The sequence below is a fragment of the Microvirga sp. 3-52 genome (assembly GCF_018383585.1).
In the GTDB taxonomy this organism is placed as follows: Bacteria; Pseudomonadota; Alphaproteobacteria; order Rhizobiales; family Beijerinckiaceae; genus Microvirga.
Genome location: NZ_JAHAMK010000006.1, coordinates 216,861 through 241,757, shown reverse-complemented (window position 1 = coordinate 241,757; position 24,897 = coordinate 216,861). Strand labels below are relative to the sequence as shown.

Below are 24,897 nucleotides of genomic sequence, written 5' to 3'. Positions count from 1 at the left end.
TCCTCTGGATGTTTCATGGAATATATGAGGCCGGCGGCCGCGTTTCGATGGCGAAATTGCCGATTTTGCCTTAATAGCGGTGGCAAGAATGCAGGAAGACCGTGAAAATGACGGATTTGGACCGGATCGATCGCAAGATCCTCAAAGCTCTCCAGGCCGATGGCCGCATCGCCACCGTGGAGCTTGCCGAAAAGGTGGGGCTGTCGCCCACCTCCACGGGTGAGCGCGTGAAGCGCCTGCAGCGGGACGGTGTCATTGCCGGGTATGGCGCGAGGCTCGATCCGCACCGGCTCGGCCTCGAACTTTTGGTGTTCGTCGAAGTCTCCCTCGACAAGACGACTCCGGACGTTTTCGAGAAATTCGCCGCCGCCGTGAAACGGGCGCCCGAGGTTCTGGAATGCCACATGGTGGCCGGCGGCTTCGACTACCTGGTGAAGACCCGCGTGGCCGACATGGCCGCCTATCGCCGCTTCCTCGGCGAGATCCTCCTCACCCTCCCGGGCGTGAAGGAGACCCGCACCTATGCGGTGATGGAGGAGGTGAAGAGCGACGGCATGCTGCCTGTGTGACCTCCGCACCATGTCCTGGCCGTCCCCGGACTCGATCCGGGGAGTTGCCCTGCCATCTTCGCCTTGCCGCTTTTCCGTCCTCTTACCTCATCCTGAGGAGCAGCCGTGAGGCTGCGTCTCGAAGGAGGATCCGGTGCACTCTGGAAGTTCCTTCGAGACGGTCACTCCGTGACCTCCTCAGGATGAGGGCGGAGGGGTTGGAAATGCAGATGGGAATCACCGGCGCAAGGCCGGTGATGACGATCAAAGAAGGTGCCTCAGCTGGAAATCGCTTCCGGCTCGTTCTTCGTCTTCCAGAGGGAGAACACGACACCCCCGGCGATCAGGGCGAGTGTGACGCCGAGCGAGATGGTGGGATCGAGCTTGCCCACGATCTGGTTCCAGAAGATCTTGCCGCCGATGAAGACGAGCACCAGCGCCAGGGCGTATTTCAGGTAGTGGAACCGGTGCACCATGGCGGCCAACGCGAAATAGAGCGCCCGGAGGCCGAGGATCGCCATGATGTTGGCCGTGTAGACCACGAAGGTGTCCGTGGTGATGGCGAAGATCGCCGGCACCGAGTCCACCGCGAAGATCAGGTCGGCGACGTTGATCACCACGAGAGCGAGGAACAGCGGCGTCGCCCAGGTGACGATCCTCCCTGTTTTCGGATCGGGCTCGCGCACGAAGAAACGCTGGTCGTGAAGACGGTTCGTCACCCGCATGTGCTTGCGCAGGAACCGAACGAGCGGGTTCTTCTCGATGTCGGGATCGCTCTCCTGAACGACCAGCATCTTGATGCCCGTCGCGATGAGGAAGGCGCCGAAAACATAGAGAATCCAGGAATATTCCTGCACCAAGGCGGCGCCCAGGGCGATCATGATGCCGCGCAGGATGATGACGCCGATGATGCCCCACACAAGGGCGCGGTACTGGTATTTTCGGGGGATCGCGAAATAGCTGAAGATCAGCGAGATCACGAAAACGTTGTCGATGGACAGGGACTTCTCGATGAAGAAGCCCGTGAAGTAGGCGATGCCCGCATGGCTGCCATCCTGGGTTACCAGGAGCCCGGTCTCGAACGACCACCAGATATAGGCGCCGAAGAGCACCGAGATGCCGATATAGAAAGCGGACAGGAGAAGGCTCTCCTTCACGCCGAGTTCCTTGTCCTTCCTGTTGAGGACACCGAGATCGAAAGCGAGGAGAAAAACGACAAGGCTCAGGAAAGCCGTCCACATCCAGACGGGCTTCCCCAGCCATTCCATAAGCAGGAATTCTGGCATAACCGGACCTTTGATTGCTTCTGTTCAAGCATCGGCTCCGACATCACAGTCGCGTGCTTACGTCCTGCCAGAGGGGCCCGGGCGCCGATGGGACCGACGTGGGAAGCCCTCCCGCAACCGTCAAGGGGCTTGAGGCTGAGAACGCCTGCTCAATTTTGCGTCATGTGCCTGCTCCGGGAGCAGGAATGCCCGGGCAAGAGACTTGACCCGGAGAGCCGATCTGATTGCATGGTCAAGGACCGGTCAGGCGGCCGAAAAGAGTGCCACGGGGCTCCAGACCATAAAATCAGAGGTGACGGTGATGTTTGCGGATCGATCGAAGGCGAAATGGATCAAGGGGATGCTGGCGGGCGCCGCCGTGCTTCTCGGGTCCGCTTCCGCCCAGGCTCAGACACCGGTGCGGTTCTCCCTGGACTGGCGCTGGGAAGGGCCGGCGGCCCCCTTCGCCGTTGCGATCGACAAAGGCTACTTCAAGGCCGAGGGGCTCGATGTGACGATCGATCCGGCGGCGGGCTCCCGCGAGCCGATCTCCCGCGTGGCCTCCGGAACCTACGATGTGGGCTTCGGCGACGTGAACTCTCTCGTGCGCTTCCGCGACGAGAACCCGGGCACCGACATCAAGGCCGTGATGGTGATCTACGACCGTCCGCCCTTCGCCATCATCGGACGCAAGAGCCGCGGCATTTCCAAGGAGGTGTCGAGCCTTCAGGGCAAGAAGCTCGGCGCTCCCGCGGCCGATGGCGCCTTTGCGCAATGGCCGATCTTCAAGGCCGTCAACAAGATCGATGATTCCACCATGAAGTTCGAGAATGTGGGCTTCCCGGTCCGCGAGCCCATGCTGGCGCAGGGCGAGGTGGATGCGGTGTTCGGCTTTTCCATGTCCTCCTACGTCAACCTGAAATCCCGCGGCGTGCCGGCGGACGACATCGTCGTGATGCTCATGAGCGATTACGGGGTCGATCTCTACGGGAACACCATCATCGTTTCCCAGAAATTCGCCCAGGAGAAGCCGGAGGCCGTGAAAGGCCTGCTGCGCGCGATCATGAAGGGCGTGCAGGATACGGTGAAGGACCCCTCGAGCGCGGTCGATTCGGTGATCAAGCGCAACGACGTGGCCAAGAAGGACGTGGAGCTCGAGCGCCTCAAGATGGTGCTGGAGCAGAACATGATCACCCCATGGGTCAAGGAGAACGGCTTCGGCGGCATCGACAAGGACCGCTTCGCCAAGGCCCTTGATCAGATCGGCCTGACCTTCACCTACAAGGCGAAGCCTGAGGTCGGTGCCGTGTTCACGGAGGAATTCTTGCCCGCTGCCGACCAGCGCAAAGTGAACTGATATCGCGAGCCCGGCTGCAGCCGGGCTCTTCATTTTGGGCTCACAGGCTTCGTGTCATGAAACCCTTCGTCGACATTCACGATGTCACCCACGTCTATGCGCGGGCGGAGGACGGTCTTCCGGCCGTCAGAAACCTGAACCTGAAGGTGAACGAGGGTGAGTTCGCCGCCATCGTCGGCCCGTCGGGCTGCGGCAAGTCCACGCTCATGAAGCTCGCCACCGGGTTGCAGTTTCCCCGCGAGGGCAGCGTGATCGTGGATGGCAGGCAAGTGGGAGCTCCTGTCAAACTCGCCGGCATGGCCTTCCAGAACCCTACCATGCTGCCCTGGCGCACGACTCTCGCCAACATTCTCCTGCCGCTCGAGATCGTGGAACCGCACCGCTCACGGCTGCGCCGTCACAAGGCGGAGTATGTCGCCAAGGCCGAGAGCCTTCTTGCCCAGGTGGGGCTGAAGGGGCAGGGAGACAAGTTTCCCTGGCAGCTCTCGGGCGGCATGCAGCAGCGAGCCTCCCTCTGCCGCGCACTGATCCATGAACCGAAGCTCCTGATGCTCGACGAGCCCTTCGGTGCGCTCGACAGCTTCACCCGCGAGGAATTGTGGTGCGTGATGCGTGATCTCCACGCGGCGCAGAAGGTCACGATCATCCTCGTCACCCACGATCTGCGCGAGGCCGCCTTCCTGGCGGACCGGATCTTCTGCATGAGCGCGCGGCCCGGCCGGATCGTTGCCGAGCGGGCGGTGGAGTTCCCGCGGCCGCGGGAACTCGAAATCACCTACTCGCCGGAATTCTCCGTCCTCGTCCATGAATTGCGCGGCCACATCGCGCAGGCGCGCAAGGCGGCTTGAGAGTTCCATGAAAACCAAGAATCAGCTCGCCCTTGCCCCCTGGGTCTTCACCATCGGTTTCTTCGCCCTGTGGGAGCTTCTCTGTCACGTTCTGAAGATTTCGAGCTTCATCCTGCCGGCTCCTTCCACGATCCTGCACGCCGTATGGGAGTACCGGAGCCAGCTCGCCTACCATGCCATGCACACCCTGTGGATGACCCTGGCCGGCTTCGGCCTCGCGGTCGGGTTCGGGCTGCTGCTCGGGATGGTGCTCGGCTCCTCGCGGCTCATCAATGCCGGCTCCTACCCGCTGCTCGTGGGCTTCAACTCGATCCCGAAGGTGGCCGTGGTGCCGATCCTCGTGTTCTGGTTCGGCGTCGGCTGGGTGCCGCCCGTCATGACGGCCTTCCTGATCTCGTTCTTTCCCATCGTGGTCAACGTCGCCACCGGCATCTCCACGGTGGAGCCGGAAATGGAGGACGTGCTGCGGGCGCTCGGCGCCTCGAAGCGTGACATCGTGTTCAAGGTCGGCCTGCCCCGCGCCATGCCGTATTTCTTCGGCTCCCTGAAGGTTGCGATCACGCTCGCCTATGTGGGCTCCGTCATCGGCGAGCAGAATGCCTCGAATGTCGGCATCGGCAATCTGCTCACCCGCGCGTCCGCGGCCTTCGAGGTGCCCCTCGTCTGGGCCGCCCTCGTGGTGCTCGCGGTGCTCGGCGTCGTCATGTACGCGATCACGGCCTATGCGGAGCGATCCATGACCGGCTGGGCGCAGCGCTCGCAGATGGCGGCGTGAGATAGGCTCTCGCCTTTTTAAAGAGCTCTTGAGCGGCTGAGGCCTTCACGCCATGGCCGGGTCTGTCCCGGCCGTCCCGATCGGAAGAGCGCTGGGCTTTTCGCAATCGGGATCACCGGCACGAGGCCGGTGGTGACGTGCAGAGGGTCGGCCTTCTGCGAAGACCAGAGCCAAGTCTTACCTCCTCAACGACAGCGGATTGTCCGACAATGCCGTCGCATCGGGCTGATCGACGGCGGGGCGCCCGAGAAAGGCGTCCCAGAGTTTTTCCACCGTCTCGCGCTCCAGATCGTCCACGATGAAGACGATGCGGCTGCGCCGGTCCTCGCTCGGCCACGACGGCAGCACGGCGGGAACGTGGATGACATGCTGTACGCCGTGAATCACGACCGGATGCTCCGGATCCTCCGCCAGGGCCACGAGCCCCTTCACCCGCAGCAGTTTCGATCCTTGAGACGAACGCAGGAGATCCAGGAACATGTCGAGCGTGCCCAGGCGGATGGGCTGATCGCTCGTGAGGCAGAAGGCGCGGATCCTCTCGTCGTGCCGGTTCACGTCGTGATGATGGTGATGACCCTCGTCGTGATGGTGGTGGTGATGTCCGTGCTGGTGCGCATGGCTCTCGCGCTCCGCCTCCTCCACGGCCTCCGTCTTCAGCCATTCGGACACGTCGGCGATCTTGCCGTCGAGGCCGAAGAGGCCGCCTGAGATGACCGCCTCCGCCGGAGCATCCGCCTCCAGGAGAGCGGCGCCGGGATTGAGCTGGTGCAATCTCTCGCGCAGACGGGCGAGGCCGTCCTGGTCTTGAACGAGATCGGTCTTGGCGATGACGATCCGCTCGGCGACGGCCGCCTGCTTCACGGCTTCGCGATGCCCGTCCAGGGTGGCGGAGCCGTTGACCGCGTCGACCACCGTCACCACGCCTTCGACTGCGTAGCGCATCGAAAGATAGGGATGGTAGAGCACGGCATGGAGGATGGGCGCCGGATCGGCGAGGCCCGTGGTCTCGATGATCACGCGCTTGAACGGCAGGATCCGGTCGTTGTCGCGCTTGCGCAGCAGGTCCTCGAGCGTCGCGATGAGGTCGCCGCGGACGGTGCAGCAGAGGCAGCCGGCCGAGAGCAGCACCATTCCTTCGTCGACGGTTTCCACCAGCAGGTGATCGAGGCCGATCTCGCCGAACTCGTTCATGATCACCACCGTGTCCTGCAGCGCCGGATCCTTCAGGAGCCGGTTGAGCAGCGTCGTTTTCCCAGAGCCCAGGAAGCCGGTGAGGATGGTGAGCGGGATCGGCGCGGGAGGGGTCATGATCGTCATCCTATCAATCGGCAATCGGCACAAGGGCGGCGCTCTTGGGGCGGCGCTGTTCCAGCAGAACGTTGGTAATGATGGCCGCCAGCACAAGGCCCCCGCCAGCGATCTGCAGCGGAGTCAGGGTCTCGTTCAGGATCAGGGCTGAGGACACAGCCGCCACCACCGGCTCTGCGCAGTAGATGATCCCGGCCGCCACCGCGGTGATGCGCCCGAGCGCCAGGAACTGCAGGACGAATCCGCCGATATAGCCGGCGATTGTCATCGCGACGGCGAAAGGCGCCAGGGCCAGGATCGACGGCGGCGCGAACTGTCCCGCGGCGAGGCTGATGAGGATTGCGGTCGGCAGAATGACCAGTTGGACCCAGAACACCTTTGCCACCACGCCTGTCCTGGTGCAGCGCGCGGCCGTGAAGAACTGGATGGCCGTCGTGATGCTGGCGCCGAGGGCAAGAGCCAGACCGCGCCAGTCGAGATCGGAAAAGGCCGGCCCTACCACCAGACAGACGCCGATGGTCGCGATGACGACGATCCCGACGAGGGACTGCGTCAGCGGTGTCTTCTCCACGAAGGGATTCGTGAGGACGATGATGATGGGATAGGTGTAGAACACGACTGCCGCGACCGTCACCGGAATGAAGGCAACGGACGAAAGATAGCAGATGCCCTGGAGAGCACTGGAGATACCGAGGAGGAGGAGCTTTCCCCGCTCCTCCCGCGCGGCCCTCAGGGAGCTCCTCATGACGGCCGCGACGATGCCGACCAGCACCAGCATCAGAAGAACCCGGTAGACCACGATGGCCGACCCGCTGGCTCCCGCGAAGGAAGCCATGCGCGCATAGACGATGTTGAAGCCGTAGAGGCCGGCCGAGGCGAGGGCGAAGAACAGGCCGTTGGCGGCAGAGGAGGAGCGGGTCATCGCGACATTTTGGTTTTGGACGCCGCACCGTTCGCGTGGATCGCCCGCGAAAGCAAGGGATCAAGCAAAACGCCCGGTCGATGACCGGGCGTTGCAGACGTTTCGTGGCGTGCTGATCAGTTCGCGACGGATTTGGGCTTCGCGGCGGCATCGGCCTTTTGCGGAGCCTTGGCGGCAGGCTTGGAGGCGGGCTTGGCGCTGCCGCTCACCGGCTTGACGGCGACGCTGGCGCGCGGCTGCTCCTTGCCCTTCGCCGTGGCCTTCACGGGCTCCTTGTCGGCAGCCTTCTTATCGTCGGATCCCTTGGCATCAGCGTCCTTGGCGTCAGCCTCCTTGGCATCGGCCTCCTTGGCATCGGACTTTTTGGCCGGTGTCTTCTTGGAGGCGGTGGCCTTCTTGGTCTTCGCCTTGCGGGCCTGCTCGGCGGCCTCTTCCGCTGCGGCTTGCGCGGCGAGCTCGGCCTCGGAGGGAGGATTCAGCCCGATCCAGACGCGCTCCGGCTGAACGGCGGTGCGGGGGCCGAGCACGGTGCGCACCGGCTTCTCGGCCGAGGCGCCGGCAAAGGCCATGACTTCGGAGGTGAACAGGTTCGGGATGTTGCTGTCGGTCTCGGCGACCGCCGGCGTATCTTCCTCCTGCGGCATGGGCCCGCGCCGGTCGCAGATGACGGGGCGCATGTCCGGCGGCGTGGCGTTGGTCGAGGCCGGCAGGGCTGCGAGCTCGGGATTGGTGAAGTTCACCTTGCTGTTGAAGCCGCGGTCGAACAGTTCGGCGGCCTTGATCGTGCGCTCGTTGGCCGAGGGGGCACCGAGCACGACCGTGATCAGATGGCGGCCGTTGCGGGTGGCGCTCGCCACCACGTTGAAGCCGGCCGAGCAGATGAAGCCGGTCTTCATGCCGTCGGCGCCGGGGTAGCGGCCGATGAGCCCGTTGGTGTTGCGCATGATGCGCCGGCCGAACTGGACCGCGCCGATATCGAACAGATCTTTATGATCGGGGAATTCCAGCAGCAGCGCACGGGCCAGAATCGCCATGTCGCGGGCCGAGGTCTGGTTGCGCTCGTCCGGAAGACCATGGGGATTGGCGAAGCGGCTGCTGGCCATGCCGAGGCGCTGGGCATGGGCGTTCATCAATTCCGCAAAACCATCGATCGAGCCGCCGATGTTCTCGGCGATGGTCGCGGCGACATCGTTCGCCGACTTGACCATCATGATCTTGAGAGCGTTGTCGAGACGGATCTCCGTGCCGGGCTTGAAGCCCATCTTGGACGGGGGGAGGGCCGCCGCTCCATCGGTCACGGTGAGCAGGGTCTCCATGCTCATCTGGCCGGAGCGGACCTTGTCCAGGGCCACATAGGCCGTCATCAGCTTGGTGATCGAGGCCGGAAACCAGGGTTCGGTCGCCCGCTCCGCGTGCAGGACGCGGCCGGATTCGAGTTCAACGACAAGAGCAGGGCCGCCGGCGGCCAGAGCCGAACCGCTTATCAGGGCGGCAAGGGCAAAGGCTGTCACGCGGAGGGCTCGGCTAACGTTCATGCGGAACGACTCCTTGGCTTCGTCCAACGATAGGAGAGGATCGATCAAAGCCCCGCCTGTCAGCTGGGCCATTTCTAGTCCCAAACCATGGCCTTGGCTAGGCTGGGCGGATTTTTGCTTGTTTGTACCGCCCTTCTTAACGAAATCCATGGCAAGAGAGTGGCAAGAGCGGCGCGGTTTGAAGATCGATATGACCACATCCCTTCTCTGGATTCCGGTGACCCTGGCCGCCGCTGCCGCGCAGACCGGCCGCAACGCCACCCAGCGCCGCCTGACCGAGACCATCGGAACCGTCGGAGCGACCCAGGTCCGATTCCTCTACGGATTTCCCTTCGCGCTTCTCGCCCTGGCTGTGATGAACCTTGTGACCGGAGAGGTTGTTCCAGGGCCCAATGCAACCTTTTTGGCCTATGCCCTCACCGGCGCCGTCACTCAGATCCTTGCCACGGCCCTCATGCTCGCGGCCATGCGCGAGCGTGCCTTCTCGGTGGTCACGGCCTATACCAAGACCGAGCCGGTCCAGGTCGCCCTGTTCGGGCTGGTGCTGCTGGGGGATCATCTGACGCCGGCCATGGGACTGGCCATCGCGGTGGCGACGTCAGGGGTCCTGCTCATGTCCGCGAAGCCGGGCACGAGTCTCACGTCGTCGGGCGTGAAGCCCATTCTCTTCGGCCTCGCCTCGGGAGCCTTCTTCGCTCTGGCGGCGATCGGCTTTCGCGGCGCCATCCTGTCGCTTGATGGAGGCTCCCCCCTGATCCGGGCTTCCACGACCCTGGTCTGGGGCCTGGGCCTGCAGACGGCCATTCTCCTTGTCTGGCTCGGGCTCTTCGACCGCAAGGCCCTGGTGGCAAGCTTCAAAGCTTGGCGTCCCTCCCTGGGGGCAGGCTTCCTCGGGGCACTCGCCTCCCAGTTTTGGTTCATCGGCTTCGCTCTCACGACGGCGGCGAATGTACGCACGCTCGCTCTCGTCGAGGTCCTGATGGCACAGGCGGTGTCCCATCGCTTCCTGGCGCAGACGACCACCAGGCGGGAACTCGCCGGAATGCTGCTGATCCTCGCCGGCGTCGGACTGCTTCTCCTGGCACAACGCTAGCTTGTTCCTGCAGCAGGCGCGTGATAACGAACAACGTTACATATCGCATGAACGTGTTCGGATCCGTTTTCCATGACCGATGCCGCTGCTCCTGAGACAGTTCAACCCGCCTATCGCGTCCTCCAGGTCGGCGATCCGGTTCCGTGGTTCAAGCAGAACTCGACCAGCAATCCGCAGTACAGCTTCGATACGGCGGCCGGGCGCTACGTGGTCCTGTGCTTCTACGGAACGGGCTCCGACGAGACCGGGCGCGCGACCCTGGCCTCGTTCCAGGAGGAGCATCGCGATCTGTTCGACGACGACAGAATCGCCCTGTTCGGCGTGAGCGTCGATCCGACGGACGAGTCGGACATGCGGGCGAAGCAGATCATCCCCGGCATCCGTCATTTCTGGGATTTCGACGGCGCGGTCGGACGCCTCTACGGGGCTCTTCCGCGCAATGCCTTGCCGGCCTAGTCCCAGATCCCGATCCGCCGCTTCTGGATGGTGCTCAACCCTACTCTGCGCGTGCGGGCGCTCTTCCCCTTCGAACCGGATGGCAGCGACCGCGAGAAGGTGATGGCTTACCTGCGCGCCCTGCCGCCTGTGAGCCAGTTCGCCGGTTTCGAGGTGCCCGCCCCCGTGCTGATCATCCCGGACGTGTTCGAACCTGAATTCTGCCGTCACCTGATCGGTCTCTACGAGCAGCACGGGGGCGAGGAATCGGGCTTCATGCGCTAGGTCGACGGCAAGACCGTCGCCGTCCACAATCCCAATCACAAGCGGCGCAAGGATTACACGATCACGGATCCGAATCTGGTCCGGCAGGTGCAGCACCGCATCGTCCGACGCATCAATCCCGAGATCGAGCGGGTGCATTTCTTCAAGCCCTCGCGCATGGAGCGCTACATCGTCTCCTGCTACGCGGCCGAGGACGGCGGGCATTTCCGTGCGCACCGGGACAACACGACGAGCGGCACGGCTCATCGCCGCTTTGCGGTCTCGATCAATCTCAACGACGATTTCGAGGGCGGCGAGGTCAGTTTTCCGGAATACGGGCCGCGCAGCTACAAGGCTCCGGCCGGGGGCGCCGTGGTGTTCTCATGCCCGCTTCTTCATGCGGTGTCTCGCGTCACGCATGGGCGCCGCTTCGCCTTCCTGCCTTTCCTCTATGACGAGGAAGCCGCCAAGATCCGCGAGGCGAACAATGCCCATCTCGGCGAGGGCGTTGGCGCCTACAAGGCTTGAACGCCGTCGTTCAGTGACAATGCCAGGGGCAGGATGGTGTCTCGCGTGAGCGGAGCGAGCGGCGTGTCGCCCGGTTCGCGCGGATCGATCCAGGTATGGTCTTCGATCTCGGCCTGACAGGCGATGCCGCCTGAAAGTTCGGCGGCATAGATGGTGGCCTGCACCCTTTGCCCCGGTTCGTTCGCCGCCGGAGCCTCGAAGACGCCGAGTTTCTTCGTCGACCCCGGAACGACGCCACAGCCAAGCTCCTCGCGAAGTTCCCGTGCCAGGGCGTCGAGATCGCTTTCACCCGGCTCGCGCTTGCCACCGGGCTGCATGAAGCTCTCCGTGCCGCGCTTGCGCACGAGCAGAACATGACCGCGCTGGTCGCGAACCAGGGCCGTGACGATCTCGATCACCGCTCGCCTGCCTTGATCCATTTGTCGACCTTCGGCGGCTCGTAGGCACGGACAGCCTCGATCAGGGCGGAAGGCTCGTTCTCGACGATCAGCATCGCCCGGTGGATCGGCTTCACGAAGCCACGCTCGACCACGTCGTCGAGGAAATCCGTCAGCTTGTCGTAGAAGCCGCCGGCATTCAGGAGCGCGCAGGGCTTGCGGTGGTAGCCGAGCTGCGCCCAAGTCCAGACCTCGAACAGTTCCTCGAACGTGCCGAGGCCGCCGGGCAGGGCGATGAAGCCGTCCGCGAGTTCCGCCATCAGCGCCTTGCGCTCATGTATGGAACCGACCACCCGCAGGTCGCTCAACCCGCCATGGGCGATCTCCTTGTCCACCAGCGCCTGCGGCATCACGCCGATCACATGGCCGCCCTTGGCGAGAGCCGCATCGGCCACGGCTCCCATGAGCCCTACCGAGGCGCCGCCATAGACCAGCTCGATGCCCTGGGCGGCCATCGTCTCGCCGAGCGACCGCGCCGCCTCGCGATAAACCGGATCCTGGCCGCTGCTGGAGCCGCAGAAGACACACAGGCGCATGGGACTTTCCTTCGTGATTCGCGTCATCCGTCGATGAACGACAGGACGAGGCCAAGCTCAAGACACTGTTCGAAGGGCACGTCGTCGGGCGCAGAGAACCGCGCCAAATTTTTTACGCACGATACGCCAGGACACACCTGACATGCGATCGGGCGGCTTGCTGAAAGCCCCAAGGAGGGCCACCTTGTCTTCCAACAACACAATCCTCGAGGAGACATCCATGACCGCCTGCATCGTCGGCTGGGCCCATACCCCCTTCGGCAAGCTCGATACCGAGAGTGTCGAGAGCCTGATCGTCCGCGTCGCCAACGAGGCGCTGGAGCATGCGGGCTTGGCCGTCGAGGATGTGGACGAGGTGGTGCTCGGCCATTTCAACGGCGGTTTCTCGGCTCAGGATTTCACCGCCTCCCTGGTCTTCCAGGCCAATGACAAGTTCCGCTTCAAGCCGGCGACCCGGGTCGAGAATGCCTGTGCGACGGGCTCGGCCGCGGTGCATCAGGCGATCAAGACCATCGAGGCCAGGCGTGCCAAGACGGTGCTGGTGGTGGGCGTGGAACAGATGACGAGGACGCCGGGGCCGGAGATCGGCAACATTCTCCTCAAGGCCTCCTACCTGCCCGAGGACGGCGATACGCCGGGCGGCTTCGCGGGCGTGTTCGGCAAGATCGCGGGCACCTATTTCCAGCGTCACGGCGACCAGTCCGACGCGCTGGCGATGATTGCCGCCAAGAACCACAAGAACGGGGTCGACAATCCTTACGCTCAGATGCGGAAGGACTTGGGCTTCGACTTCTGTCGCGCTGAGAGCGAGAAGAACCCTTACGTCGCGGGCCCGTTGAAGCGCACCGACTGCTCGCTCGTGTCCGACGGCGCTGCGGCGCTGGTCCTGGCCGATACGGAAACGGCGCTTCGGATGAAGCGCGCGGTTGCCTTCCGGGCCACGGCTCACGCCCAAGATTTCCTGCCCATGTCGAAGCGCGACATCGTCCAGTTCGAGGGCTGCGCGGAAGCCTGGCGGCGGGCCCTGTCCCAGGCCGGCATCCAGCTCACCGATCTCTCCTTCGTCGAGACCCACGACTGCTTCACCATCGCCGAACTCATCGAGTACGAGGCGATGGGCCTGACCCCCCGGGGCCAAGGCGCGACCGCCATCAAGGAAGGCTGGACGAATCGCGACGGCAAGCTGCCGGTGAACCCCTCCGGCGGCCTCAAGGCCAAGGGCCATCCCATCGGGGCGACCGGCGTGTCCATGCATGCGCTCTCGGCCATGCAGCTCTGCGAGGAGGCCGGCGGCATCCAGGTGAAGAACCCGGTGCTCGGCGGCATCTTCAACATGGGCGGCGCCGCGGTAGCGAACTATGTGAGCGTGCTCGAGCGAATCAAGTGACGAAGCACTAGGTGCTCGGCCATTCGGCTGGCGCTCCGGCCATGGCACCCTCCGCTGTCATGGCCGGGCTTGTCCCGGCCATCCCGATTTCGAAAGGCGTGGCGCTTCACTCAATCGGGATCACCGGCACAAGGCCGGTGATGACGTCACATGTGGCCTTCGCTCATTCCCCCGGCGCCTTGGCCTGAATGGCCAGGGCGTGCAGGCCCTTGTCGAAAGCCTCCTTCAAAACGTCGTTGACGAGGCGATGGCGCTCGACCCGGCTCTTGCCGGAGAAGGCGCCCGACACGATATAAACCTGGAAATGAGTTTCCCCGCCTTCCCGCCATCCAGCATGGCCGTGATGCTTTTCTGATTCGTCCGTGACGGTCAGGTCGGTCGGCTGCAGGCTTTCCTGCAAAGTCTGTGTGATCCAGTGCTGAAGGGTCATGCTGTTTTGTAAAACCTTTTTGAACGGGTCTGCGGCGAAATGCGTTCAGGCCTTGGCTCAGGGCCCCAAGCCACTCATAATCGCTGAATCATGGATCTCAACTCGCCTCTTTTCGACCGCATCCGGATCAAGCCTTCCTGCGAAGAGCCGCAGGAGGCCAAGGGACCCGTGTGCGAGCATCCCTCCTGCCAGGCGGCAGGGGAATTTCGTGCGCCCAAGGGGCGGGATCGGGAGGGCCAGTACTGGCGCTTCTGCCTTCAGCACGTGCGCGAGTACAACGCCTCGTACAATTATTTCGCCGGCATGTCCGATTCCGCCGTCGCGGCCTTCCAGAAGGATTCCGTCATCGGCCACCGCCCGACCTGGACCATGGGCATGAACGGCTCGGGCCAGGGCGAGGAGCAGACCGCCAAGGCGGAGCCCCGGGACTGGGGCTATTTCGATCCCCTCGGGATCCTCAAGGGCGAGGATTTCACCCAGGCTCGAACTAGCCGCGCCCGGCCCGAGCCGAAGCGCCCGCGCTATACGGGGGCGGTGCGCCGGGCCCTGGACATCCTCGGCCTCGACGAGACCGCCGACGGACCTGCCATCAAGGCCCAGTACAAGGCCCTGGTGAAGCGCTTCCATCCGGACGCCAACGGCGGCGACCGCTCCTTCGAGGAGCGCCTGCGCGACATCATCAAGGCGCACGATGCGCTTAAAAGTGCCGGCCTCTGCTGAAACGGTATCCTTTTAGGCAAGGCGGCTGGGCGCATTAGGAAATTGCGCCATTCCGTCATGGGGGGTAAGAAGCCCATGACATTCTCGAGATACTCCAAGGACCAAGAGGCCCCTATGACGGCACATACCGAGACAGCGACCCTTCAGCCTGACATGAAGGTGTCCGTGCGACAGGTCTTCGGCATTGACTCGGATTTGGAAGTCCCGGCCTTTTCGCAAGCCGAACAGCATGTGCCTGATCTCGATCCCGACTACCTCTTCGACCGCGACACGACCCTTGCGATCCTTGCGGGCTTCGCGCGCAACCGCCGCGTCATGATCACGGGCTATCACGGCACCGGCAAGTCGACCCATATCGAGCAGGTCGCCGCTCGCCTCAACTGGCCCTGCGTGCGCGTGAACCTGGACAGCCACGTCTCCCGTATCGACCTCGTCGGCAAGGATGCCATCGTGCTGCAGGAGGGCAAGCAGGTCACCGCCTTCCAGGACGGCATCCTGCCCTGGGCCCTGCAGAACAACGTGGCTCTCGTGTTCGACGAATACGACGCCGGCCGCCCGGACGTGATGTTCGTGATCCAGCGCGTGCTGGAGCAGTCGGGCAAGCTCACGCTGCTCGACCAGAAGCGCGTGATCCGGCCTCACCCGGCCTTCCGCCTGTTCGCCACCGCCAACACGGTCGGTCTGGGCGACACCTCGGGCCTGTATCACGGCACGCAGCAGATCAACCAAGGTCAGATGGACCGCTGGTCCATCGTCACGACGCTGAACTACCTGCCGCACGACAAGGAGGTGGACATCGTCCTCTCCAAGGCGAAGCACTACCAGGAGGATGCGTCCGGTCGCGACATCGTCAACAAGATGGTGCGCGTGGCCGATCTCACCCGCTCGGCCTTCATGAACGGCGATCTCTCGACCGTCATGAGCCCGCGCACGGTGATCACCTGGGCCGAGAACGCCGAGATCTTCGGCGATACGGGCTTCGCCTTCCGCGTCACGTTCCTGAACAAGTGCGACGAGCTGGAGCGCGCCCTCGTGGCCGAGTTCTACCAGCGCTCCTTCGGCAAGGAACTGCCGGAGAGCGCCGTGAACATGGTGCTGAGCTAATCAACGATCAGGTATCCTCATCCTGAGGAGCGTAGCGTCTCGAAGGACGAGGATGTCGGGTCCAGAGTTCTCTGGAAGCGCCCTCGTCCTTCGAGACGGCCTTTGGCCTCCTCAGGATGAGGGCTTATCGGAAGCGACAGGCAAAAATGTCCATCTCGAACCGCAAGCCAGGTGAGAAGAAGGAAGCGCCGGCGGAGCCGCTGAAGCGCTCCATCGCCGGCACCATGAAGGCGATCGCCCGCAAGCCGGATCTCGAGGTCGCCTTCGCGTCCGACCGTCCGGTGCTCATGGGCCAGGAGAAGGCGCGCCTGCCGGAGCCGCCCCGTCGGCTGACCGCGCAGGATGTGGCGATCCTGCGCGGCAATGCCGATGCCATGGCTCTGCGCCTCGCCTGTCACGACACGAATCTTCACCGGAGGCTCGCCCCGGACGGCCAGGCCGCCCGCGCCGTGTTCGATGCGATCGAGCAGGCGCGTGTGGAATCCATCGGTTCGCGGCGCATGGCCGGCATCTCCTCCAACATCTCGGCCATGCTGGAGGATCGCTACCACCGTGGCGGCAAATACGAAGAGATCACAGATCGCGCCGATGCTCCCCTGGAGGATGCCCTCGCTCTCATGGTGCGCGAGCGCCTGACCGGCGCGAAGCCGCCCGCCTCGGCTGCCAAGATCGTCGATCTCTGGCGCGATTTCATCGAGGACCGCGCCGGGCGCGACCTCGATGGCCTGCTCAAGAACATCGAGAACCAGCGCAGCTTTGCCCGCAGCATCCGCGATCTGCTCTCCTCCCTCGACATGGCCGATGAGGCGTCGATGGATTCCGAGGACGAGGAGAACGAGGACGAGAACGAATCCGAGGAGCAGGAGCAGCAGGGCGAGGGCGAATCTGAGCAGGAGAGCCAAGGCGACCGGGCCGAGGTGGAAGTCAGCGAGGATTCGAGCGACGAGATGGAGGATGGCGCTTCGGAAGAAGCCGATGGCCCTTCCGGCGAGCTGCCCGAGGAATCCGAGGAAGCGGATTCCGAGGATGCCGGCGAATCCTGGCGTCCGCCCTCGCGCTCCAACGAGGCGCGCGGACCCGACTACAAGGCCTATACCAACAAGTTCGACGAGATCATCCACGCGGAAGACCTCTGCGATGCGGACGAGCTGACGCGCCTTCGCGCCTATCTCGACAAGCAGCTCGCCCATCTGCAGGGCGTGGTCGGGCGTCTGGCCAACCGCCTGCAGCGCCGCCTGATGGCGCAGCAGAACAGGTCCTGGGAGTTCGACCTCGAAGAGGGCACGCTCGATCCCGTGCGCCTGCCGCGCATCATCATGGACCCGTTCCAGCCCCTCAGCTTCAAGCAGGAGCAGGACACGAACTTCCGCGACACGGTGGTGACGCTGCTTCTCGACAATTCCGGTTCCATGCGTGGGCGCCCGATCACGGTGGCCGCCACCTGCGCGGACATTCTCGCCCGCACCCTGGAGCGCTGCGGCGTGAAGGTGGAAATCCTCGGCTTCACCACCCGCGCCTGGAAGGGCGGGCAGGCCCGCGAGACATGGCTGCAGAACGGCAAGCCCGCCAATCCCGGCCGCCTGAACGATCTTCGCCACATCATCTACAAGTCGGCGGACGCGCCGTGGCGGCGCGCGCGCAAGAATCTCGGCCTGATGATGCGCGAGGGCCTGCTGAAGGAAAACATCGACGGCGAGGCCCTCGACTGGGCGCACAAGCGCCTGCTCGGGCGGCCCGAACAGCGGCGCATCCTGATGGTGATCTCGGACGGCGCGCCGGTGGACGACTCGACGCTCTCGGTCAATCCCGGCAACTATCTCGAGCGGCATCTGCGCTTCATTATTGAGGAGATCGAAACCCGTTCTCCCGTGGAGCTCATCGCCATCGGCATCGGCCACGACGTGACGCGCTATTACCGCCGCGCAGTGACCATCGTCGACGCGGAGGAACTCGGCGGCGTCATGACCGAGAAGCTCGCAGAACTGTTTGAGGAGAATGCCGGGCCGCCGGCCCGTGGAGCTCCCCGTCGCAGAGCCGTCGCTTGAGGCTCACCCGGCGCAACTTCCTGATCGGCGGCGGTGCCGCGGCCGCGACCCTGGCCTGCACAGGGGTTGCTTTGGCACAGCGCCCGCAGGCCTTCAGGGGCGCGACCTCCATCGAGGTGGAGGCGCGTCCGATCAGCCGCCTCTCCACCACGGATCCCGACCGTTCCCGCTTCGGCGCCCTGATGTTTCGCTCCGGGGTCGATCTGCGCTCGCGGATCCCGGCCTTCGGCGGCTTCTCCGGTTTGTGGCGCTCGGCCAATGGCCAGGACATCATTGCGCTCGCCGATAACGCGCAACTGCTGAAAGCCCGGGTCGAGACCTCGGACGGACGGCTTTCCGGCCTGTCCGGCCCGGTTTTGTCTCCTCTGATCCTGAGCAACGGCGTTCCGTTGAGGCGATCGCGCTATTACGACACGGAGAGCTTCGCGCTCGCAGGCAATGCCGCCTTCGTCGGCATCGAGCGCAACCATGCGGTGATCCGCTTCGAGCGCTCCGGCACGGGAAGCATCATCCGCGGCGTTCCCATTCCCGTGCCGAAGGAGATGAAAGACCTGCCAAGCAACGGCGGCCTGGAAGCTCTCGGCGTCGCGCCCCAGCGCTCGCCCTTGGGCGGCGCTCTCGTGGGCCTCGCGGAAGGCGGCAGCGGCTTCATCCTGACGGGTCCGCGGCAGGGCACCTTCCAGATGGTTCTCTCCGGCGGCTATGATGTCACCGACCTCGCTTTCCTGCCCGATGGCGACGCCGTGATCCTGGAGCGCCGGTTCTCGCTCTTCGGAGGCTTCGGCTGCCGGCTGCGCCGGATCGAGGCAAGTGCGCTCAGGCCCGGAGCCCGCGTCGACGGCGACATCCTCTATGAGAGCGAAGCCTCGCATCAGATCGACAACATGGAGGGTCTTGCCGTCCATCGGGAAGCGGACGCCATCGTTCTTTCCCTGATCTCCGACGACAATTTCAGCTCCCTGCAGAAAACCTTGCTGCTCGAATTCGCGCTGCCAGGCTGAGCCGCCGGCGAGCTCTGCCTTCCGGATGGGCATCTGCCGTTTTTCTCATCATCCTTTGCCTGCCCCTATTCCTTCGTCTCGCTTGAAGCCCTAGGTTTTAGGCAACTAAGCTTCCTTCCTGCGGGCCCGGTGCCAATCTTTGCCTCGGGTGTCCGCCTCGAGAGGCTTAAGGAGATCCGGTGGCGGCGCAGGCGATCTTCGATGAAATGAGCGGCCACGACGGCGAAAGCAGGGACGCGTACCGCATCCTCCAGGACTGGCTGAAATCGGCCCCGCCGCAATTGCTGGAACATCGCCGCGAGGAGGCGGAGCTTTTCTTCCGCCGGGTCGGCATCACCTTCGCGGTCTATGGCAATACGGAAGCCGAAGAGCGGCTGATTCCCTTCGACATCATCCCGCGCATTCTGTCGGGCAAGGAATGGGCCCGGCTCGCGCGCGGACTCGAGCAGCGGGTCAAGGCGCTCAACATGTTCCTCAAGGACATCTATGGCGCGCGTGAGATCCTGCGCGCCGGGATCATCCCGCCGGAGCTCGTCTATCTCAATCCCTATTACCGCCCGCAGATGCACGGATTGTCCTTGAACAGCGACATCTACGTGCAGGTGGCGGGTATCGACATCGTCCGGGTCGACGACCAGGATTTCTACGTGCTCGAGGACAACCTGCGCACACCCTCCGGTGTCTCCTACATGCTGGAGAACCGGGAAGTGATGATGAGGCTCTTCCCCGAACTCGTGGGCATGCAGCGCATCCGGCCGATCGAGAACTACGTCGACGAGCTTCTCGGCACCCTCAAATCCGTCGCCCCGGCGAGCAGCCCCTGGGATCCGACCGTCGTTCTCCTGACCCCTGGCTCTCTCAACTCCGCCTATTACGAACACAGCTTCCTGGCCGACCGCATGGGCGTGGAGCTGGTCGAAGGGCGCGATCTCTTCGTGCGGGACGACATGGTCTACATGCGCACCACCGAGGGGCCGAAGCGCGTCGACGTGATCTACAGCCGCATCGACGACGATTTCCTCGATCCGCTGGTCTTCCGGCCCGATTCCGCCCTCGGCGTACCGGGCCTGATCGCCGCCTATCGCGCCGGCAATGTCGCGATCGCCAATGCGCCCGGGACAGGCATTGCCGACGACAAGGCCATGTACTCTTACGTGCCGGACATCGTGCGCTTCTACATGGGCGAGGAGCCGATCCTGAAGAACGTGCCGACCTGGCGCTGCCGCGAGCGGGAATCACTCTCCTATGTGGTCGACAATCTGCACGAACTCGTCGTGAAGGAGGTCAACGGCTCGGGCGGCTACGGGATGCTCGTAGGGCCCCATGCGACGGCGGAGGCCTGCGAGCATTTCAAGGCGCGGATCTTGGCGGCGCCCGACAATTACATCGCCCAGCCGACGCTGGCCCTGTCGACGAGCCCGATCTTCACCGAGAAGGGGCTGGCGCCCCGCCATGTGGATCTGCGCCCCTTCGTGCTGACGGGACGGGATGGCGTCAGGCTCGTGCCGGGCGGCCTCACCCGCGTGGCGCTGACGGAGGGCTCGCTCGTGGTCAATTCGAGCCAGGGCGGCGGAACCAAAGATACCTGGGTGTTGAGTGAATGAGCGGGAGCGTTTCGCGTGCTGAGTCGTGATGCCGACAGCCTCTACTGGCTCTCCCGCTACGTGGAGCGGGCCGAGAACACGGCGCGCATTCTCGATGTCGCCTACCGCATGGCGTCGATGCCGATCTCCTACAACGGCGTCGAGACCAATGAATGGGAATCCGCCCTCATCACCGCCGGCGGCGTCGACCAGTTCCGTGCCGTCTATGGGGATGCCACCCCTGAGAACGTGATCGAGTACCTGGCTTTTTCCGAGGCGAACCCCTCGAGCATCCAGAACTGCTTCGACACGGCGCGGCAGAACGCCCGCTCCGTGCGCTCCGCGCTCACCTCCGAGATGTGGGAGGCGATCAACTCCGCCTGGCTCGATCTGCGGCGCTACAAGGCCAGGAAGATCAAGGTCGAGGACCTTCCCCGCTTCCTGAACCTCGTGAAGGAGGCCTCGCTCCGCTATGACGGCTCCGCCATACGCACCATGCTGCGCAACGATGCCTATTGGTTCTCACGCCTCGGCCTTTACCTTGAACGCGCCGACAACACCGCCAGGGTGCTGGACGTGAAATACCATGTGCTCCTGCCGCAGGACGCGGCAGTGGGCGGCGGCATCGATTATTACCAATGGGCTGCCATCCTGCGCTCGGTCTCCGCGCTCGTGAGCTATCAGTGGGTCTACCACCAGAATCTGAGGCCCTGGCTCGTGGCGGATCTCCTGATCCTGCGCGAGGAGATGCCGCGCTCGCTGGCAGCCTGCTATGCGGCCCTCTCGCGCCACCTCGACGATATTTCTCACCGCTACGGTACGTCGGGAGCCGCTCAGCGTCAGGCGCGGGCGACCCATGCCCGGCTGACGAACCGGAATATCGAGGATATCTTCCAGCATGGCCTGCACGAATTCCTGGAGGACTTCGTCGCCGACAACAACCGGCTCGGGCACGCCATCACGAACCAGTATCTGTGCTGACCCATGCGCATCCACATCACCCACGAGACGGTCTATCACTACAGCGAGCCCGCCAAGTCCGCGATCCAGCTCCTGCGGCTCACGCCGCGCGGCCATGACGGTCAGACGGTCCTGTCCTGGAATATCGATATGGACGGCGACGCCCGCCTGATGCGCCGGGAGGACTGGTACGGCAACATTATCCACAGCCTGTCGGTGTCGGGACCCGTGAGCCAGATCACCCTCCATGTGGTGGGCGAAATCGAGACGTCGGATACGGCCGGGCTCGTCAGGGGAGGGGTGGAGCGCTTCCCGGAGGTCTTCTACTTGCGGGAAACGCCCCTGACCAAGCCCGACGCCGCCATCCGTGAGTTCGCGGAGACGAACGCCGGGCGCTTTTCGAGCCCGCTGGATCAGACCCATGCTCTCCTGAACGCGATCCCGGAGCGCCTGCGCTTCGACACGGGGGCGACAAGTGCCACGACCGTGGGAGCGGACGCCTTTGCGGCGGGGCATGGAGTCTGCCAGGATTTCACCCATGTCTTCATAGGCGCGGCACGGTCGCTGGGACTCCCCGCGCGCTATGTGTCGGGCTATCTCCACAAGCCCGGCGAGGTCGAGCAGGAGGCGGGGCACGCCTGGGCCGAGGCCTATCTTCCGGATCTCGGCTGGGTGAGTTTCGACCCGACCAATGCTGTTTCCGCAACGGAACATTACGTGCGGTTGGCCATCGGGCTCGATTATCTTGATGCGGCCCCGGTTCGAGGCAGCTATTACGGAGTTACCCGTGAAGCGCTCGACGTTCGTTTGAGGATCGAAAGCGCCCGTCAAGCACAGGCGTGAGAATGGCCTCGACAGCGCAGCAACTCGACCAGAAGGCCCCTGGAGGAACCCCCATGACGTATTGTGTCGGCATCCTCGTGCGGGATGGGCTCGTCATGATTGCCGACACGCGCACCAATGCCGGGGTCGACAACATCGCGACCTTCCGCAAGCTGCACCTGTTCGAGAAGCCGGGAGAGCGCATTGTCACGCTGGCGACCGCCGGCAATCTTTCGGCGAGCCAATCCGTCCTGTCCCTGCTGACCGAGGGACTGGAGACTCCCGAAACGGGTGCGATCGAGACTCTTCTGACGGTGCCCAGCATGTTCAAGGCGGCCCAACTCGTCGGCCGTGCCATCCGCCAGGTCTATGAAATGGACGGGATCGAAATCGAAAAGCGCCAGATGACCTTCGACGTCACCATGCTGCTTGGCGGACAGATCGGGACGACCCCGATGCGGCTCTATCAGATCTATTCGGCCGGCAACGCTATCGAGGCCACCCTCGATACGCCCTTCCTGCAGATCGGCGAGCCGAAATACGGCAAGCCGATCCTCGACCGGGCGATCTCCCACGGCACCAGCCTCGTGGAGGCCCTGAAGCTCGGCCTCATCTCGATGGACTCGACGCTGAAATCCAATCTCGGCGTCGGCCTGCCCATCGACATCGTGGTGGCCAAGCGCGATGCCCTGAAGGCCGGGATCACCTACCGGATCCAGGAGGACGAGCCCTATTTCCGCGACCTGCGCGAACGCTGGTCCGCGGCCTTACGCGCGGCGCACCAGGCCATTCCGCATCCTCCCTATGCGGAGGATGCGCTTTGAGGAGAAATGCGGGAGCGGCCTGATCAGGCCGCCCGCTGGAGCCTCGGACGCATCAGGGCAAGGACCGCGCCGTAAGGAGCGATCGCGATCGCCGCGAGGGCGAGCTTCACCAGGTAATCGGCCGCGGCGAGGTTGGTCCAGGGCAGGGCGATGCACTGGTCCGCAATGCCAACCTGTCCCAGCATGTCGCTGATCGTCAGCCCGAAGCCCGGCACCACGCCGCAATAGAAGGCGAACGAGAAGAAGATCGCCGTATCGAGGCCCGACGAGATCACCGACGAGATGAAGGGCGGCATCCACCAGGCCCGGTCGCGCAGGCGGGCGAAGATACTGATGTCGAGGAGCTGGGCCACGAGGAAGGCCGCACCCGATGCGATGGCGATCCGTGGGGTGGCCAGAATGATCGAGAGCACAACGGCCAGGACGAAGCCGGCATAGACCACCCGGCGTGCCCCTTGCGTGCCGAAGCGTCGGTTCGACAGGTCGGTGACCAGGAACGAGAACGGATAGCTGAAGGCGCCCCAGGTCAGATAGTCGCCCAGACCCAGATGCTGGAAGGGATATTGGACCAGGATGTTCGACGAGAGGACGACCAGGGTCATGGCCGTCAGGGCGATGGCAAAGTCGCGGTGGTCGATTCGGGTCATGAGCGTCCTCGTCCCGGCAAATGCTTAAGCCTTAAACCAACGCAAAACGGGCGGCATCGAGGCCGCCCGCAGAGCAGATTTTTCGGCGGTCGAGATCAGCTCGCAGCGGCGAGCTTCTTCTCGATCTCGCGCTTCACCGCCAGGGCGGTGGTGGAGAGCTCGTCAGCCTTGGCCTTGGCCAGGAACGCGTCCAGGCCACCGCGATGCTCGACCGAGCGAAGCGCATTGGCGGAGACGCGCAGGCGCACGGAGCGCTGCAGGGCGTCAGATTGGAGCGTGACGTTGCAGAGGTTCGGCAGGAACTTCCGCTTCGTCTTGCGGTTCGAGTGGCTCACCAGGTGGCCACTCAGCACGGCCTTGCCGGTCAGTTCGCAACGGCGCGACATGGGTTCAATCCTATTCGTCTATTAAAGGGTCGCGACCTCGAATTCGCGGGTTTGCCTTATCGCAGATCCCGCGCGGCCGGACACCAGAAGTCCTTGGAAGGTGCGAGCCTATAGGCCAAAAAAGGGGAGGACGTCAAGAATAGTGCGACGTCGCACCTCGTTTTTTTGAAGCACCGTGGTCATGTTTTATTCTGAATCTCGTGCGATGCAACAGAATAGACTAACGGAAAAGCCTTATGCGCCTCATCGCCTCAGCTCTCCTGACCTTGGCCTTTGCCGGATCGGGCTCCCTCGCGCAAGCCCAGCTCCTCAAGACTCGAACCTTGAAGGTGAGCTATGACATCACGCTTGCGGGCCTGCCCTTGGGCAAGGCGGACCTGTCGTCCTCCTTCGCTGGATCGAAATACGAGATGGAAGGAAGGGCGAAGCTGACCGGGCTCGCCATGATCCTGACCGGCGGCAAGGGCGAGGCCAGTGCATCCGGCACTCTTGCCGACGACGCCCCGCCCCGCTCAAGCAGCTTCGCCGTGGTCTCGAAGACCTCCGACAATCAACGCAGCGTCCGCATGGGATTGAAGAGCGGCCGGGTGGCCAAGGTGGAGATCGACCCGCCCCTGGAGCCCAGGCCCGACCGGGTCCCGGTCAAGGCGGTCGACAAGCGCGGCGTGGTCGATCCCATGAGCGCGCTGCTCATGCCGGCCGTCGCCTCGAAGAACCTCACCGATCCGGCCAATTGCGACCGCACCATCCCGGTCTTCGACGGGGCCTCCCGGATGAACGTGGTCCTCTCCTATGGGGAAACGAAGAATGTCGAGGTGCCGGGCTATTCCGGGCCCGTTCTCGTCTGCAACGCCCGCTATGTGCCGATTTCCGGCCATCGCAGCGAGCGTCCGGCCACCAAGTTCATGCAGGAGAACAAGGACATAGCCGTGTGGCTGGCCCCCGTCGAGGGGCCGCGCCTGCTCTTTCCGCTCAAGGTCTCCGTGCGCACCATGATCGGCATGGGGGAGATGCAGGCATCGCTCTGGTCGCTTGAGGAAGACGGCAAGGCGTCACTGCCGATTCGCAAGGCTGTCAGGGCCGACGAAGCCATCGAGGCCGGAGCCGTTCCGTAAGTGCTGAAAATCCTTAGGCATT

Annotated in this window: 27 protein-coding genes; 18 read left to right on the top strand and 9 right to left on the bottom strand. The window is 64.0% G+C overall.

The features are described from left to right. Positions 1–107: 107 nt before the first annotated feature. A complete protein-coding gene (locus KHP60_RS07710; protein ID WP_213563327.1) occupies positions 108–569 on the top strand; it encodes an Lrp/AsnC ligand binding domain-containing protein in 462 nt (153 codons plus the stop codon). A gap of 257 nt (positions 570–826) precedes the next feature. On the opposite strand, the gene KHP60_RS07705 is transcribed toward KHP60_RS07710, so the two are convergent. After that, on the bottom strand, positions 827–1,834 hold the full coding sequence (locus tag KHP60_RS07705; RefSeq protein WP_213563326.1) for a TerC family protein: 1,008 nt from the start codon (positions 1,832–1,834) through the stop codon (positions 827–829). Between the two features lie 301 nt (positions 1,835–2,135). Here KHP60_RS07705 and KHP60_RS07700 point away from each other — a divergent pair, with 301 nt between their 5' ends. From KHP60_RS07700 to KHP60_RS07690, 3 genes are read left to right on the top strand one after another with little or no spacing between them, the layout of a single operon-like run. Beyond that, a complete protein-coding gene (locus KHP60_RS07700; RefSeq protein WP_213563325.1) occupies positions 2,136–3,170 on the top strand; it encodes an ABC transporter substrate-binding protein in 1,035 nt (344 codons plus the stop codon). Between the two features lie 56 nt (positions 3,171–3,226). After that, entirely contained in the window at positions 3,227–4,018 is a 792-nt protein-coding gene (locus KHP60_RS07695; RefSeq protein WP_213563324.1) for an ABC transporter ATP-binding protein, read from the top strand. Positions 4,019–4,025: 7 nt separating this feature from the next. Further along, the gene (locus KHP60_RS07690; protein ID WP_213563323.1) at positions 4,026–4,793 is read left to right on the top strand and encodes an ABC transporter permease; all 768 of its coding nucleotides are present in this window, start codon (positions 4,026–4,028) and stop codon (positions 4,791–4,793) included. A gap of 177 nt (positions 4,794–4,970) precedes the next feature. On the opposite strand, the gene KHP60_RS07685 is transcribed toward KHP60_RS07690, so the two are convergent. The 3 genes from KHP60_RS07685 to KHP60_RS07675 all read right to left on the bottom strand — a co-directional run bounded on the left by KHP60_RS07685 (position 4,971) and on the right by KHP60_RS07675 (position 8,558). Then, on the bottom strand, positions 4,971–6,110 hold the full coding sequence (locus KHP60_RS07685) for a GTP-binding protein (RefSeq protein ID WP_213563322.1): 1,140 nt from the start codon (positions 6,108–6,110) through the stop codon (positions 4,971–4,973). Between the two features lie 4 nt (positions 6,111–6,114). Continuing rightward, positions 6,115–7,023, bottom strand: a complete 909-nt coding sequence (locus KHP60_RS07680; RefSeq protein ID WP_213563321.1) for a DMT family transporter — start codon at positions 7,021–7,023, stop codon at positions 6,115–6,117. Between the two features lie 116 nt (positions 7,024–7,139). Next, on the bottom strand, positions 7,140–8,558 hold the full coding sequence (locus KHP60_RS07675; RefSeq protein WP_213563320.1) for a D-alanyl-D-alanine carboxypeptidase family protein: 1,419 nt from the start codon (positions 8,556–8,558) through the stop codon (positions 7,140–7,142). 190 nt (positions 8,559–8,748) lie between these two features. On the opposite strand from KHP60_RS07675, the gene KHP60_RS07670 reads away from it, so the two are divergent. The 4 genes from KHP60_RS07670 (at position 8,749) to KHP60_RS25080 (ending at position 10,878) form a co-directional block, all read left to right on the top strand. Continuing rightward, complete coding sequence (locus KHP60_RS07670; protein WP_213563319.1) at positions 8,749–9,651, top strand: EamA family transporter; 903 nt, start codon at positions 8,749–8,751, stop codon at positions 9,649–9,651. Positions 9,652–9,723: 72 nt separating this feature from the next. After that, positions 9,724–10,107 (top strand): redoxin domain-containing protein, encoded by a 384-nt coding sequence (locus KHP60_RS25090; protein ID WP_249688592.1) that lies wholly within the window; start codon positions 9,724–9,726, stop codon positions 10,105–10,107. A gap of 27 nt (positions 10,108–10,134) precedes the next feature. Then, complete coding sequence (locus KHP60_RS25085) at positions 10,135–10,371, top strand: hypothetical protein (protein WP_249688590.1); 237 nt, start codon at positions 10,135–10,137, stop codon at positions 10,369–10,371. Between the two features lie 87 nt (positions 10,372–10,458). Continuing rightward, positions 10,459–10,878 carry a 2OG-Fe(II) oxygenase gene (locus KHP60_RS25080; RefSeq protein ID WP_311924687.1) on the top strand — a complete coding sequence of 140 codons (420 nt, stop codon included), beginning with the start codon at positions 10,459–10,461 and terminating at the stop codon, positions 10,876–10,878. On the opposite strand, the gene KHP60_RS07660 is transcribed toward KHP60_RS25080, so the two are convergent. Next, positions 10,866–11,276 (bottom strand): NUDIX domain-containing protein, encoded by a 411-nt coding sequence (locus KHP60_RS07660; RefSeq protein ID WP_311924686.1) that lies wholly within the window; start codon positions 11,274–11,276, stop codon positions 10,866–10,868. The genes KHP60_RS25080 and KHP60_RS07660 overlap by 13 nt on opposite strands. Beyond that, positions 11,273–11,851, bottom strand: a complete 579-nt coding sequence (locus KHP60_RS07655; protein WP_213563317.1) for a TIGR00730 family Rossman fold protein — start codon at positions 11,849–11,851, stop codon at positions 11,273–11,275. Before KHP60_RS07655 ends, KHP60_RS07660 begins: the two co-directional genes overlap by 4 nt. A 220-nt stretch (positions 11,852–12,071) precedes the next feature. On the opposite strand from KHP60_RS07655, the gene KHP60_RS07650 reads away from it, so the two are divergent. Further along, the gene (locus KHP60_RS07650; protein WP_213563357.1) at positions 12,072–13,238 is read left to right on the top strand and encodes an acetyl-CoA acetyltransferase; all 1,167 of its coding nucleotides are present in this window, start codon (positions 12,072–12,074) and stop codon (positions 13,236–13,238) included. 163 nt (positions 13,239–13,401) lie between these two features. Here the strand turns inward: KHP60_RS07650 and KHP60_RS07645 are convergent, their stop codons facing one another. After that, positions 13,402–13,668 (bottom strand): BolA family transcriptional regulator, encoded by a 267-nt coding sequence (locus tag KHP60_RS07645; RefSeq protein WP_213563316.1) that lies wholly within the window; start codon positions 13,666–13,668, stop codon positions 13,402–13,404. A gap of 90 nt (positions 13,669–13,758) precedes the next feature. Here KHP60_RS07645 and KHP60_RS07640 point away from each other — a divergent pair, with 90 nt between their 5' ends. From KHP60_RS07640 to KHP60_RS07605, 8 genes are all read left to right on the top strand, one after another. Then, on the top strand, positions 13,759–14,388 hold the full coding sequence (locus tag KHP60_RS07640) for a J domain-containing protein (protein WP_213563315.1): 630 nt from the start codon (positions 13,759–13,761) through the stop codon (positions 14,386–14,388). Positions 14,389–14,502: 114 nt separating this feature from the next. After that, on the top strand, positions 14,503–15,492 hold the full coding sequence (gene cobS, locus KHP60_RS07635; protein WP_213563314.1) for a cobaltochelatase subunit CobS: 990 nt from the start codon (positions 14,503–14,505) through the stop codon (positions 15,490–15,492). 146 nt (positions 15,493–15,638) lie between these two features. Then, positions 15,639–17,537, top strand: coding sequence for a cobaltochelatase subunit CobT (gene cobT, locus KHP60_RS07630; RefSeq protein WP_213563313.1), 1,899 nt, complete (start codon positions 15,639–15,641; stop codon positions 17,535–17,537). Beyond that, on the top strand, positions 17,534–18,538 hold the full coding sequence (locus KHP60_RS07625; protein ID WP_213563312.1) for an esterase-like activity of phytase family protein: 1,005 nt from the start codon (positions 17,534–17,536) through the stop codon (positions 18,536–18,538). Before cobT ends, KHP60_RS07625 begins: the two co-directional genes overlap by 4 nt. A 206-nt stretch (positions 18,539–18,744) precedes the next feature. Continuing rightward, entirely contained in the window at positions 18,745–20,142 is a 1,398-nt protein-coding gene (locus tag KHP60_RS07620; protein WP_213563356.1) for a circularly permuted type 2 ATP-grasp protein, read from the top strand. Between the two features lie 15 nt (positions 20,143–20,157). Then, positions 20,158–21,102 carry an alpha-E domain-containing protein gene (locus KHP60_RS07615; RefSeq protein WP_213563311.1) on the top strand — a complete coding sequence of 315 codons (945 nt, stop codon included), beginning with the start codon at positions 20,158–20,160 and terminating at the stop codon, positions 21,100–21,102. A 3-nt stretch (positions 21,103–21,105) separates the two neighbouring features. Beyond that, a complete protein-coding gene (locus KHP60_RS07610; protein WP_213563305.1) occupies positions 21,106–21,924 on the top strand; it encodes a transglutaminase family protein in 819 nt (272 codons plus the stop codon). A 53-nt stretch (positions 21,925–21,977) separates the two neighbouring features. Continuing rightward, positions 21,978–22,727: a peptidase gene (locus tag KHP60_RS07605; protein ID WP_213563303.1), complete on the top strand. Its 750-nt coding sequence runs from the start codon at positions 21,978–21,980 to the stop codon at positions 22,725–22,727. 23 nt (positions 22,728–22,750) lie between these two features. On the opposite strand, the gene KHP60_RS07600 is transcribed toward KHP60_RS07605, so the two are convergent. Next, complete coding sequence (locus KHP60_RS07600) at positions 22,751–23,374, bottom strand: queuosine precursor transporter (protein WP_213563301.1); 624 nt, start codon at positions 23,372–23,374, stop codon at positions 22,751–22,753. A 95-nt stretch (positions 23,375–23,469) separates the two neighbouring features. After that, positions 23,470–23,760 (bottom strand): 50S ribosomal protein L28, encoded by a 291-nt coding sequence (gene rpmB, locus KHP60_RS07595; RefSeq protein WP_213563300.1) that lies wholly within the window; start codon positions 23,758–23,760, stop codon positions 23,470–23,472. A 236-nt stretch (positions 23,761–23,996) separates the two neighbouring features. Here rpmB and KHP60_RS07590 point away from each other — a divergent pair, with 236 nt between their 5' ends. After that, on the top strand, positions 23,997–24,875 hold the full coding sequence (locus KHP60_RS07590; RefSeq protein ID WP_213563298.1) for a DUF3108 domain-containing protein: 879 nt from the start codon (positions 23,997–23,999) through the stop codon (positions 24,873–24,875). Positions 24,876–24,897: the final 22 nt, after the last annotated feature.